Source organism: Actinomadura sp. NPDC048394, assembly GCF_040651755.1.
Classification (GTDB): Bacteria; Actinomycetota; Actinomycetes; order Streptosporangiales; family Streptosporangiaceae; genus Spirillospora; species Spirillospora montaniterrae.
On sequence record NZ_JBEZJL010000082.1, the window covers coordinates 1 to 11,640 of the forward strand.

Below are 11,640 nucleotides of genomic sequence, written 5' to 3' on the forward strand. Positions count from 1 at the left end.
GGACCCTAGGACCCGTAGCGGGGGCAGGATTTGAACCTGCGACCTCTGGGTTATGAGCCCAGCGAGCTACCGAACTGCTCCACCCCGCGGTGATGTCTTAACTCTATGGGGCGGGGGTTGCTTGCGCAAACCGGTTAGGGACGGGGTGTTGCGGGGGCGTGTACGGGGGCTTGCAGGGCGGCGGTGAGCATGGCGGTGAGGTCGGTGACGAAGGCGTCGTGGTCGAGGAGGGTGGGGTCGGGGTGGCCGGGTTCGATGCGGCCGGTGCGGTCGGCGAGGGCGGCGGTGAGGAAGGCGATGGCGACGGCGATGCGTTCGAGGGCGCGGGGTTCGGGGAGGCGGGTGCGGCAGGCGGCCTGGAGGAGGTCGAGCTGGCGGGTGAGGGCGGTGCCGGCGATGACGGGGGGGACGTGGTGGCCGCGGATGCCGGCGCGGCCGGCGAGCTGGGCGGTGATGCGGAGGAAGTCGCGGCCTTCGGGGGTGCGGAGTTCGGCGGCGGTGGGTTCGACGATGGCGGCGACGATGCCGTGGAGGTCGGCGGGGTGGAGGGTGGGGAGGGTGGCGGCGCGGGCGGGTTCCATGCGCTGGACGCCGGCGCGGAGGATGGCGTCGAGGAGGCCGGCGCGGGAGCCGAAGTGGTAGGTGATGGCGGAGTCGTTGCCCTGTCCGGCGAGGGCGACGATGTCGCGGGTGCGGGCGGCGTCGATGCCTTCGGCGGCGAAGAGGCGGGCGCCGGCGCGGATGAGGCGGTCTCGGGTGGCGCTTGCGTCTCTCGGCACGCGGTGATACTAACAGAGGGCGTTAATAACGGTGCTCGTTACAACCCCCAACCCTCGGGAGGGCCGCGCCATGGCGGACGTCTACGACCCGTTCGATCCCGGCTTCCAGGCCGACCCGTACCCGGCGTACCGGCGGCTCCGCGACGAGGACCCCGTCCACCGCCACGACGACCCGCCGTTCTGGGCGCTGTCGCGGTTCGAGGACATCTGGGCGGCGACGCGCGACGCGGCGGCGTTCTCGTCCGCGCAGGGCCTGACGTTCTATCCGGACGAGATCGGCACGCTGGGCCTGGCGCCGACGATCGTGATGCTGGATCCGCCGCGGCACACCGTCCTGCGCCGGCTGGTGAGCCACGGGTTCACGCCGCGCCGGATCGCGGCGCTGGAGGACATGCTGCGCGGGTTCGTCCGGGAGAACATCGCGCGGATGGAGCGCGACGCGGCGGACGGCGGGACCCCGGACCTGCACCGGGACTTCTCCGCGCCGCTGCCGACGTTCGCGCTGGCGCACCTGCTCGGCGTCCCGGAGGCGGACCGGGCGCGGTTCACCCCGTGGGTGCGGGCGCTGACGACGCTGCAGGACGACGGGTTCGACCTCAAAGCACTGAAGGACGACGCGGTCGCCGCCGTCGGGGAGATGTTCGAGTACTTCACCGGCGTGATCCAGGCGCGCCGGGACGACCCGTCCGACGATCTGATCAGCGCGCTGACGGTGGCCGAGGTGGACGGGGAGCGCCTCACCGACTGGGACATCCTTGGGTTCTGCTTCGTGATGGTGGCGGGCGGGAACGACACGACCGCCAACCTGATCTCGCACGGCGTGATGCTGCTGGACACCGACCACGCGCAGCGGGAGCGGCTCGCGGCGGACTTCTCGCTGATCCCGAACGCGCTGCTGGAGTTCCTGCGGCTGGAGGCGTCCGTGCAGGCGCTCGGCCGGACGACGACGCGCCCGGTCACGGTCCGCGGCGTCGAGATCCCCGAGGGGCAGAAGGTGATGATGCTGTTCGGGGCGGCGAACCGGGACGAGCGGGAGTTCGGCCCGTCCGCCGGCGACCTCGACGTCACCCGGGAGATCCCGCGCCACCTGGGCTTCTCCAGCGGCGTCCATTTCTGCATCGGCTCGCACCTGGCGAAGCTCCAGGCGCGCGTCGCGCTGGAGGAGCTGCTCCGCGCCCATCCCCACGTCGGCGTGGATCTGGAGAACGCGCAGCGCATCGCGTCCCCGTTCACGCGGGGCTGGATCGGTCTTCCGGCGACGGGGATCGGCTGATCGGGGCGCTCAGCCGATCGACGGCATGCCCGAGCCGTAGTCGTAGAAGGACCCCTGGTACATGCAGCTGACGCTGGCGAACTGCCCCTTGGCGGAACGTTCCTGGACGACCTTGCCGTCCAGGGTGATGCTGCAGTGCACGGTTCCGGACTCGATCCCGGTGTTCCCGCTGATGCTGAGCATGGTGAACCGCGAGGCCTGGTACTTCGCCGTCCACGGCGGCTTGACCGACTGCCGGGTCATGCCGCCGTCCGGGGGCATCACCATGACCGAGAGGGGCGACACGCTGCCGGTCACCTTGTAGACGATCTTGTGGACCACCGGCGTGGACGGGGCCGCCGAGGCCGAGGCGGAGGACGCGGTCGTGGCCGGGACGGCCGGGTCGGCGGGCTCGTGCCCGGCGCCCGTCCCGCCGCCCGACGGCAGGACGAGGACGGCGAGGGCGCCGGCGGCCACGAGGGCGGCGACCCCCGCGCCCGCCGCGATCAGCAGCCGCGGGGACTGCCGGCCGGCGGGGTGCGGCGCGGTCATGACGGCCGTGCCGGGGTTCGTCGAGGGGCCGTGCGGCGGGAGCCCCGGCGCCGGAAAGCCCACCGGAAGCGGAACCGGGGGCGGGCCCGGAGGCGGGCCGGGAGGCGGCGCGACCGGCGGCGGGAGCGGCGTGCCCTGCCCCTCCGTCCGGAGGAACGCCGCGACGGCGCCGGCGCTCGACGGACGCTGGTCCACCTCCTTGGCAAGGAGGTCGAGGACGAGCCGCTCCAGGTGCGGCGGCACGTCCGGGCGGACGGCGCCGACCCGCGGCGGCGGCTCGTTCAGGTGCGCGTACATCAGGCCGGGCAGGCCGGAGCCGGAGCGGAAGGGAGGTTCGCCGGTGAGGAGCTCGTGGAGGACGCATCCGAACGCGTACAGGTCGGACCGGTGGTCGGCGGCCTCCCCGCGGTACTGCTCGGGGGCCATGTAGAGCGGGGTGCCGACGGACCCGCCGTCCTGGGTGAGCCGCGTCGCGGCGTCGGCGAGGCCGGCGATGCCGAAGTCGCAGAGCTTGAGGCGCCCGTCGGCGAGCACGAAGAGGTTCGCGGGCTTGATGTCGCGGTGCACGATCCCGCGCGAGTGGGCGGCGGCGAGGGCGTCGGCGACCTGGACGGCGAGGCCGGCGGCCTCGGCGACCGGCAGCCCGCCGGGACGGCGGCGCAGGAGCGTCTGGAGGTCCTCCCCTTCGAGGAGCTCCATCACCAGGTAGGCGAGGCCGTCCTCGGTGCGGCCGACGTCGAACACGACCGTGATGCCGGGGTGCTGGAGCGCGGCGGTGGCCTCCGCCTCGCGCTCGAACCGCTCCATCGCGCCGGGCACGTCCGCCAGCTCGGCGGGCAGCGCCTTGACGGCGACCGGGCGGCGCAGCCGGGTGTCGACGGCGCGCCAGACCTCGCCCATGCCGCCGCGGCCGATCAGGCTCTCCAGGCGGTACCGGCCGTCGAGCTCCGTTCCGGCGGCGAGCCGCGGCCCGTCCGTCATGTCCGCCTCCCCGCGGCCTTCGCGCTCACTCCCCGATTATGGATTCAGACGAACGGAGTTGTCCATTTGACATGCGGGGGCCCGCGGCCGGGGGCGGGGTCCGGCCGCGGGCGCCGCGCCCCGTCAGCCCATGTGCGGGTAGCGGTGGTCGGTCGGCGGGACGAACGTCTCCTTGATCGAGCGCGGGGACGTCCAGCGCAGCAGGTTGAACACCGAGCCGGCCTTGTCGTTGGTGCCGGACGCGCGCGCCCCGCCGAACGGCTGCTGCCCGACGACGGCGCCGGTCGGCTTGTCGTTGACGTAGAAGTTGCCGGCGGCGTACCGCAGCACCTCGGACGCGTGCGCGATCGCGGCCCGGTCCGTCGCGATGACGGCGCCGGTCAGCGCGTAGCCGGCGACCGACTCCATCTGCGCGAGCATCTCCTCGTACCGCTCGTCGTCGTAGACGTGGACGCCGAGGATCGGCCCGAAGTACTCGGTCGTGAAGATCTCGTTCTCCGGGTCGTCGGACACCAGGACGGTCGGCCGCACGAAGTACCCGACGGAGTCGTCATAGGAGCCGCCGGCGACGACCTCGACCGACGGGTCCGCCTCGGCCCGGTCGATCGCGGCCTTGCTCTTCGCGAACGCCCGCTCGTCGATCACCGCGCCGATGAAGTTCGACAGGTCGGACACGTCGCCCATGGTGAGGCCCTCGACCTCGTCCGCGAACCGCTCCTTGAACCCGTTCTCCCAGATGGAGCGCGGGATGTAGGCGCGGGACGCGGCGGAGCACTTCTGCCCCTGGTACTCGAACGCGCCGCGCACCAGCACGGTCTTCAGCACGTCCGGGTCCGCGGACGGGTGCGCGACGACGAAGTCCTTCCCGCCGGTCTCGCCGACGAGGCGCGGGTAGCTCCGGAACTTCTCGATGTTGTTCCCGACCGTCTTCCACAGGTGCTGGAACGTCGCCGTCGACCCGGTGAAGTGGATGCCGGCGAGTTCCGGATGGGCCAGCGCGACCTCGGAGACGGCCAGCCCGTCCCCGGTCACGAGGTTGATGACGCCCGGCGGGAGCCCCGCCTCCTCCAGCAGACGCATGGTCAGGACGGCCGCGTAGGTCTGCGTCGGCGACGGCTTCCACACCACGACGTTGCCCATCAGCGCGGGCGCGGTCGGCAGGTTCGCGGCGATCGCGGTGAAGTTGAACGGGGTGATCGCGTAGACGAACCCCTCCAGCGGCCGCAGGTCCGACCGGTTCCACACGCCGGGGCTGCTGATCGGCTGCTCGGCGAGCAGCCGCCGCGCGAAGCTCACGTTGAACCGCCAGAAGTCGACCAGCTCGCACGGGCTGTCGATCTCCGCCTGCTGGACGGTCTTGGACTGCCCGAGCATCGTCGCCGCGAGGATCGTCTCCCGCCACGGCCCGGCGAGCAGGTCGGCGGCGCGCAGGAAGACCGCGGCGCGCTCGTCGAACGGCAGCGCCCGCCATGCCGGCGCCGCCTTCAGCGCGGCGTCGATGGCGTCGCGCGCGTCGTCCTGGGTCGCGGTCCCGAACGTGCCGAGCACCGACGCGTGGTTATGCGGCTGGACGACGGCGACCTTCGCGCCCGCGCCGAGCCGCCGCTCGCCGCCGATCGTCATGGGCAGGTCGATCGGGGCCTCGGCGGTCAGCTCGGCGAGCCTCGCCTCCAGCCGGGCCCGTTCGGCGCTGCCGGGCGCGTACCCGCGCACCGGCTCGTTCGCGGGCGTCGGAACGGTGGTCACGGCGTCCATGAAAGGGGGCCTCCTACTCAGCGAGAGACGAACGAACGAAGGAAGAACACGAGGTTGGCGGGCCGCTCGGCCAGGCGCCGCATGAAGTAGCCGTACCAGTCGCTCCCGTACGGCACGTAGACGCGCATCCGGTGGTCCCCCGCGAGCCGCCGCTGCTCACCGGCACGGATGCCGTACAGCATCTGGAACTCGTACGAGTCGGGGGACCGGTCGTTCACGACGGCGAGCGTCCGCGCGATGTCGATCAGCCGCGGGTCGTGGCTGCCGACCATCGGGTAGCCGTCGCCCGCCATGAGCACCCGGAGCCCGCGCACGTAAGCCCGGTCGATCTCGGCCTTGCTCTCGAACGCGACCGACGCCGGCTCCGCGTAGGCGCCCTTGACGAGCCGGACCCGCGACCCCTCGTGCGCCAGGTCCCGCAGGTCGCCCTCCGTCCGGCGCAGCATCGCCTGGATCGCCACGCCCGCCCACGGGAAGTCGGCGCGCAGCTTGCCGAGGATCTCCAGCGTGGAGTCCACGGTCGTGTGGTCCTCCATGTCCAGCGTGACCGTCATGCCGGCCCGGTCCGCCGCCGCGCAGATCTCCCGGGCATGGTCGAGCGCGAGATCGCCGGGCAGCGCCTGCCCGAGCGCGGACAGCTTCACCGACGCGTCCGCGCCCCGTGCCAGCCCCTGGTCGGCGAAGACCTCGAACATGGCCAGGTAGGCGTCCCGCGTGGCCTCCGCCTGCGCCCGCTCGCGCGTGTACTCGCCCAGGTGGTCCAGCGTGACGCGCAGCCCGTCCCCGGTCAGCTCCCGCACCGCCCGGACGGCGGCGTCCAGATCCTCCCCGGCGACGAACCGGTCGACGACACGCCGCGTCAGCGGCACGGAGGTCACCAGCCCGCGCATGCGGTCGCTGCGCGCGGCGGCGAGGAGAACGGGACCGAGCATCAGGGGCCTCCCATCGACACCTCGACGGTAGGAACCCGGCCCCCTCACCGCGTATAGTCAAATGCCACTTTCAACCAGCAGCATCTTCATACAAATGTCCTATGGCTCCTGATCTGCAAGAGATCGTGGAACTCGCCGCCGACCTCCTCGGCGCCCCGGCGACCCTGGAGGACCGCGACTTCCACCTCGTCGCCTACGCCGCGCACGGCGACACGATCGACCCCGTCCGGATGGACTCGATCCTGCACCGCCGCGCGACCGAGGCCGTCCGCACCCGGTTCGAGTCCTACGGCATCGCCCGCGCCACCGGGCCCGTCCGCATCCCCGCCGACCACTCCCTCGGCCAGCTCGGCCGGCTCTGCCTGCCCGTCCGCTGGAGCAACGTCACCTACGGCTACCTCTGGCTGCTCGACGACCAGGAGCGCATCACCGACGCCTCCCGCGCCATGCCGCTCTGCGAGCGCGCCGGGCTCCTCATGGCCCGCCAGGCCCGCGAGCGCGACGACCTCGGCTGGAAGGTCGCCGACCTCCTCTCGGCCCAGCCGGACGTCCGCGCGCAGGCCGCCAACGAGCTCGCCGAGGCCGGCGTCCCCGACCCGCCGCTCGCCGTCGCCGTCCTGCGCAGCCCGAGCACGGACCCGCTCAACCCGTGGCTGCTCCCCCACTCCGTCCTCACCACGGTCTGGCAGCGCGACCACGTCCTGGTGATCCCGGCGTCGGCGTCCCCGCGCACCGTCGTCGACCGGGCCCGCCGCCTCCTGGAGGAGCGCACGTCACCCGTCCACGCGGGCTTCTTTTCCCCCTGCCCGACCCTGGAGACCGTCCACGAGGGCTGGCTCCGCGCCCGCGTCGCCGCCCGCACCGCCGCCGCCGGAGAGACCCGCGACTGGACGTCCCTCGGCGTCCTGCGCCTCCTCCGCGCCGCCGGCGACGAGGCGCTCACCCAGGCGACCCAGACCCCCGGCACGGAGACCCTCCTCCAGCACCCCGACCTGGCCCTCACCGCCCGCACTTACCTGGACCTCGCGGGCAACGTCCAGAGAACAGCGCAAACCCTGAACATCCACCGCCAGACCCTCTACCACCGCCTCCGCCGCATAGAGGACCTGACGGCCCTGACCTTGACCAACGGCCAAGACCGCCTAACCCTCCACCTAGCCCTCACCCTCGCCCCGCACCTCCAGCAGGACGAGTGATCAGGACTCCGCGAGAGGAGCGTGCAGGCTCCGCAGCTCGCGCTTGAGGATCTTGCCGCTGGGGTTCTTCGGCAGCGACTCCGCCAGCACCACGTACTTGGGCCGCTTGTAGCCCGCGAGCCGCTCCCGCACGTGCGCGTGCACGTCGTCGGCGGCCAGCGCGGCCCCCGGCTTCGGCACGACGACCGCCGTGACGGCCTCGATCCAGCGCGGATGGGCGATCCCGAAGACGGCGACCTCGGCGACCCCGTCCAGCTCGTAGATCGCCTCCTCGACCTCCCGGCTGGCGACGTTCTCCCCGCCCGTCTTGATCATGTCCTTCTTCCGGTCGACCACCGACAGGTAGCCGTCCTCGGTCATGATCCCGAGGTCCCCGGAGTGGAACCACCCGCCCCGGAACGCCTCCTCGGTCTTGGCCTCGTCGTTGTAGTACCCCAGGGCCGCGTGCGGGCTCCGGTGCACGATCTCGCCGACCTCGCCCGCACGCACCGGACGACCGTCGTCGTCCACGAGCATCGTCTCGACGTTGATGGCGGCCCGCCCCGCGCTGCCGGCCCGCTCCAGCTGCTCGTCCGGACGCAGGATCGTCGCGAGCGGCGCCATCTCCGTCTGCCCGTAGAAGTTCCACAGCCGCACGTCCGGCAGCCGCCGCAGCAGCTCCCGCAGCACCTCGACCGGCATCGCGGACGCCCCGTAGTACCCCTTCCGCAGGCTCGACAGGTCCCGCGTCTCGAAATCCGGGTGCCGCAGCAGCGAGATCCATACCGTCGGCGGGCAGAACAGCTTCGTGGCCTTCTCCCGCTCGATCGTCTCCAGCAGCAGAGCCGGATCGGGCCCCGGCAGGATGACGCTGGTCGCGCCCAGATAGACGTCGACCGAGAAGAAGCAGTCCAGCTGCGCGCAGTGGTACATCGGCAGCGCGTGCACCTCGACGTCGTCGGCGGACATCTCCCCGTCGACGACGCAGCTCACGTACTGGCTGATCAGCGACCGGCTGGTCAGCATCACGCCCTTGGGCCGCGACTCCGTCCCCGAGGTGTACATCAGCCGCAGCGGGTCGTCGTCCCCCACCGCCACGTCCGGCGCCGCGGCGGACCCGTCGCGGCACCACGCGTCGACGTCCTCCCACCCGGCGGGGCCGTCCCCGATCCGTCCCCGGACGCCCCCTTCGACACCGGCCGCCGCGAGCGCCTTCTCCGCGACGGGCACCAGCGCGCCCTCGGCCACGATCCCGGAGGCACCCGAATGCCCCAGGATGTAGGCGATCTCGTCGGCGCCCAGCATGAAGTTGACCGGCACCAGCACCACGCCCAGCTTCGCCGTCGCGAACGCCAGCACCGCGTACTGCCAGCAGTTGTGGGACAGCAGGGCGAGCCGGTCGCCCTTCGCGAGCCCCCGCCCCGCCAGCGCGTTCGCCGCCCGGTTCACCGCAGCGTCGAACTCCGCGTACGTGAACCGCACCTCGCCGCTCACCACCGCGACCTTCCCCGGATACCGCCGAGCCGTCCGGTGCAACAGATCGCCGTAGGAGTGCTGCCGGGCACGCGCCACCGCCGAGGACATCGAACACCACACTTTCCGCTGGTCAAGTGACCTGGATCATACCGAAACAGCCAATCCGGCCACCCATCCAACAAACCAACCCCAACCAACGGAGACAAGGGGCGAAGCCTCAAAGAGGGCGCAGAGCAACAACCCGCACAAGCAGGACGAAGGGCGAAGCCCGAGGGGGCAAGGGGCGAAGCCCCAAACGCGCGCGAAGCGCGCCCGGGGGCGTGGGGGCGGAGCCCCCACACCGGGGGGTCCGGGGGGTCGCCCCCCCGATAAACGGCGAAGGGTCCGTGGGGAAGCGCCGAAGGCGCGACCACACGGACCCTAGGACCCGTAGCGGGGGCAGGATTTGAACCTGCGACCTCTGGGTTATGAGCCCAGCGAGCTACCGAACTGCTCCACCCCGCGGTGATGGCTCAACTGTATTGCATGGCGGGGGCGGGACCAAATCGGTTTCGGGGCGGGTCATTTGGTGCAGGCGGGGACGGCGCCTTTGCCGGTGGTGATGGCGTTGATGGCCTGGATGGCGGTGTGGAGGGTGTCGGCGCGGACGAGGCGGAGGCCGGCGGGGCGGGCGCCGAGGGCTTCGGAGCAGTTCTTCTTGGGGGTGAGGAAGACGGTGGCGCCGGCGCGGCGGGCGGCGATCATCTTCTGCTGGATGCCGCCGATGGGGCTGACCTGGCCGTCGGCGTCGATCTCGCCGGTGCCGGCGATGAACTTGCCGGCGCTGAGGGGGCCGGGGGTGAGCTTGTCGTAGATGGCGAGGGCGAACATGAGGCCGGCGCTGGGGCCGCCGATGTCGCCGACGCTGATGTCGATCTTGAAGGGGAACTTGTACTGGTCGCCGAGGACGACGCCGACGACGGCGCGCTTGCCGGTGGGGTCGGCGACGGTGGTGAAGGTCTGGGTGGTGTCCTTGCCGCCGCGCTGGACGGTCAGGGTGACCTTGTCGCCGATCTTGCGTTTGGCCATGGCGCCGGTGACCTGGGCGGTGCTGGTGACCTTGGCGCCGTCGAGGGCGGTGACCTGGTCGCCGGGCTGGAGCTTGCCGTCGGCGGGGCGGCCCTTCTGGACGCCTTGGACGATCACCTGGGTCTGCAGGGGGACGCCGAGTTCGTGCAGGGCGGCGGCCTTGGCGCTCTGCTGGGAGTCCTGCATCTGGCGGGTGTTCTCCTGGTCGACCTGCTTCTGGCTCTCGTCCTTGGGGAAGTAGAGCTCTTCGGGGACGATGGCGGTGTCGTGGTCGAGCCAGCCGCGCAGGGCGGTGAACAGGTCGATGCGTCCGCCGGGGCCGCCGCGGTAGGTGACGGTGGTGAAGTTGAGGTGTCCCTCGTCGGGGTAGGTCTGCCGGCCGTCGATGGTGATGACCTGCTGGCCCTTCTCGTTCGTGCCGAGGGTGTTGCTCGTGGGGCCGGGCATCAGCGCGATGTAGGGCACCGGCATGAGGGAGCCCACGAGGGCCAGCGCGAGGATGAGGACGCTCGCGACGGTGAGCGTGGCGGCACGACGAGACATGGTCGGAACTCTATGCGGATCGGGCGGGTCAGCAGGCCCCGACCCACTCGTCTCCCCCGTCGGCGAAGGTCTGGTGCTTCCAGATCGGCACCTGGGCCTTGAGGTCGTCGATGAGGCGGCGGCAGGCATCGAAGGCTTCGGCCCGGTGGGGGCAGGACGCGGCGACGACGACGGCGAGGTCGCCGATCTCCAGGTCGCCGACGCGGTGGACGGCGGCGAGGGCGCGGACGGGGAAGTCGGCGGCGACCTTCTCCATCACGGCGCGCAGTTCGCGTTCGACGGTGGGGTGGGCGCTGTAGGAGAGGGCGCGGACGTCGCGGGCGTGGTCGTGGTCGCGGACGGTTCCGACGAACAGCGCGACGCCGCCGGCGGCGGGGTCGCCGACGGCGGCGAACACCTCGTCGACGGACAGCGGGGTGTCGCGGATCTCGGCGAGCCGGATGGCGGTTCCGGCGGCGGCGCTGTCTTCGCTCACGTCCTGCAGGCTACCTTTCCGCGGCGGGCCCGCTAGGGGCGAGGGGCGGGCTCGTCGGGCTCGAAGGTGCCGGCGAGGGCTTCGGCGAGGGCGGGGACGAGGTCGGGTCCGGCGAGGACCTCGTCGTCGGTGTCGTGGCGGCGGAGCCGGAGGGCGGAGTGCCGGGTGCCGTCGCGGAGCACGCCGACGATCATGCGGACGTCCTCGCGCTTGGGGTGGTTCGCCGCGTATTCGGCGGCTTCGGCCTCGTCCTCGGGGATGTCGTCCTCGGCCTCGGGCGGGAGCACGACCCGTTCGATGACGAGCGCGCAGCCTTCGACGGTGTCGGGCCAGGCGATGGCGGCGAGGGCGTCCTCGACGCCGGCCTTCTCGGGGAGGGCGGGCTGTTCGAGGGCGGCGAGGGTGTCGGCGTCGGGGGGCAGGCCGAGCTGGTCGGCGAGGTCGGGCTCGGCGCGGCGCAGCTCGGTGCTGCGGACGAGGGCGTAGAGGCGGGGCGCGGAGTCCCAGCCCTCCTGCGCCGAGTGGCGTTCGAGGTCCAGCACGACTTCTTCCAGAAGACTCACGGGGCCCATCTTTCCCCGTCCGGGGACCGGGAAATGCGGGAACCCCGGTGGTAGTCGGTAAGTTGCTTACACAGCACCGGCCCGCGGCC

General features: G+C 72.2%; 10 protein-coding genes and 2 tRNA genes. 2 read left to right on the forward strand and 10 right to left on the reverse strand.

The genetic code is table 11. The features are described 5' to 3' along the window. Positions 1 to 15: 15 nt before the first annotated feature. Together AB0C78_RS41030 and AB0C78_RS41035 are read right to left on the reverse strand one after the other, a co-directional pair. Positions 16 to 89, reverse strand: a tRNA-Met gene (locus AB0C78_RS41030). A 45-nt stretch (positions 90 to 134) separates the two neighbouring features. Continuing rightward, positions 135 to 779 (reverse strand): TetR family transcriptional regulator, encoded by a 645-nt coding sequence (locus tag AB0C78_RS41035; RefSeq protein WP_360758992.1) that lies wholly within the window; start codon positions 777 to 779, stop codon positions 135 to 137. 70 nt (positions 780 to 849) lie between these two features. Between AB0C78_RS41035 and AB0C78_RS41040 the strand changes: the two genes are divergently transcribed. Next, positions 850 to 2,052, forward strand: a complete 1,203-nt coding sequence (locus AB0C78_RS41040; protein ID WP_360758994.1) for a cytochrome P450 — start codon at positions 850 to 852, stop codon at positions 2,050 to 2,052. A gap of 9 nt (positions 2,053 to 2,061) precedes the next feature. Here AB0C78_RS41040 and AB0C78_RS41045 read toward each other — a convergent pair whose 3' ends face one another. The 3 genes from AB0C78_RS41045 to AB0C78_RS41055 all read right to left on the reverse strand — a co-directional run bounded on the left by AB0C78_RS41045 (position 2,062) and on the right by AB0C78_RS41055 (position 6,251). Then, positions 2,062 to 3,564 (reverse strand): serine/threonine-protein kinase, encoded by a 1,503-nt coding sequence (locus AB0C78_RS41045; protein WP_360758996.1) that lies wholly within the window; start codon positions 3,562 to 3,564, stop codon positions 2,062 to 2,064. 123 nt (positions 3,565 to 3,687) lie between these two features. Next, positions 3,688 to 5,319: an L-glutamate gamma-semialdehyde dehydrogenase gene (gene pruA, locus AB0C78_RS41050; protein WP_360758998.1), complete on the reverse strand. Its 1,632-nt coding sequence runs from the start codon at positions 5,317 to 5,319 to the stop codon at positions 3,688 to 3,690. Between the two features lie 17 nt (positions 5,320 to 5,336). Then, entirely contained in the window at positions 5,337 to 6,251 is a 915-nt protein-coding gene (locus AB0C78_RS41055; protein ID WP_360759000.1) for a proline dehydrogenase family protein, read from the reverse strand. Between the two features lie 101 nt (positions 6,252 to 6,352). On the opposite strand from AB0C78_RS41055, the gene AB0C78_RS41060 reads away from it, so the two are divergent. Beyond that, positions 6,353 to 7,447, forward strand: a complete 1,095-nt coding sequence (locus AB0C78_RS41060; RefSeq protein ID WP_360759002.1) for a helix-turn-helix domain-containing protein — start codon at positions 6,353 to 6,355, stop codon at positions 7,445 to 7,447. Here AB0C78_RS41060 and AB0C78_RS41065 read toward each other — a convergent pair whose 3' ends face one another. The 5 genes from AB0C78_RS41065 to AB0C78_RS41085 form a co-directional block, all read right to left on the reverse strand. Next, the gene (locus AB0C78_RS41065) at positions 7,448 to 9,010 is read right to left on the reverse strand and encodes an acyl-CoA synthetase (protein ID WP_360759003.1); all 1,563 of its coding nucleotides are present in this window, start codon (positions 9,008 to 9,010) and stop codon (positions 7,448 to 7,450) included. Positions 9,011 to 9,332: 322 nt separating this feature from the next. Further along, a tRNA-Met gene (locus AB0C78_RS41070) sits at positions 9,333 to 9,406 on the reverse strand. A 57-nt stretch (positions 9,407 to 9,463) separates the two neighbouring features. Then, positions 9,464 to 10,513: a PDZ domain-containing protein gene (locus AB0C78_RS41075; protein ID WP_360759005.1), complete on the reverse strand. Its 1,050-nt coding sequence runs from the start codon at positions 10,511 to 10,513 to the stop codon at positions 9,464 to 9,466. A 28-nt stretch (positions 10,514 to 10,541) separates the two neighbouring features. Further along, a complete protein-coding gene (locus AB0C78_RS41080; protein ID WP_151541373.1) occupies positions 10,542 to 10,988 on the reverse strand; it encodes a molybdenum cofactor biosynthesis protein MoaE in 447 nt (148 codons plus the stop codon). A gap of 32 nt (positions 10,989 to 11,020) precedes the next feature. After that, positions 11,021 to 11,560: a PPA1309 family protein gene (locus tag AB0C78_RS41085; protein ID WP_151541374.1), complete on the reverse strand. Its 540-nt coding sequence runs from the start codon at positions 11,558 to 11,560 to the stop codon at positions 11,021 to 11,023. Between the last annotated feature and the right edge of the window lie 80 nt (positions 11,561 to 11,640).

What these genes read in the sequence shown, in the direction of transcription:
- AB0C78_RS41040 (WP_360758994.1), top strand. Translation starts at nt 850, where the DNA reads ATGGCGGACGTCTACGACCCGTTCGATCCCGGCTTCCAGGCCGACCCG.
- AB0C78_RS41045 (WP_360758996.1), bottom strand. Translation starts at nt 3,564, where the DNA reads ATGACGGACGGGCCGCGGCTCGCCGCCGGAACGGAGCTCGACGGCCGG.
- pruA (WP_360758998.1), bottom strand. Translation starts at nt 5,319, where the DNA reads ATGGACGCCGTGACCACCGTTCCGACGCCCGCGAACGAGCCGGTGCGC.
- AB0C78_RS41055 (WP_360759000.1), bottom strand. Translation starts at nt 6,251, where the DNA reads ATGCTCGGTCCCGTTCTCCTCGCCGCCGCGCGCAGCGACCGCATGCGC.
- AB0C78_RS41060 (WP_360759002.1), top strand. Translation starts at nt 6,353, where the DNA reads ATGGCTCCTGATCTGCAAGAGATCGTGGAACTCGCCGCCGACCTCCTC.
- AB0C78_RS41065 (WP_360759003.1), bottom strand. Translation starts at nt 9,010, where the DNA reads ATGTCCTCGGCGGTGGCGCGTGCCCGGCAGCACTCCTACGGCGATCTG.
- AB0C78_RS41075 (WP_360759005.1), bottom strand. Translation starts at nt 10,513, where the DNA reads ATGTCTCGTCGTGCCGCCACGCTCACCGTCGCGAGCGTCCTCATCCTC.
- AB0C78_RS41085 (WP_151541374.1), bottom strand. Translation starts at nt 11,560, where the DNA reads ATGGGCCCCGTGAGTCTTCTGGAAGAAGTCGTGCTGGACCTCGAACGC.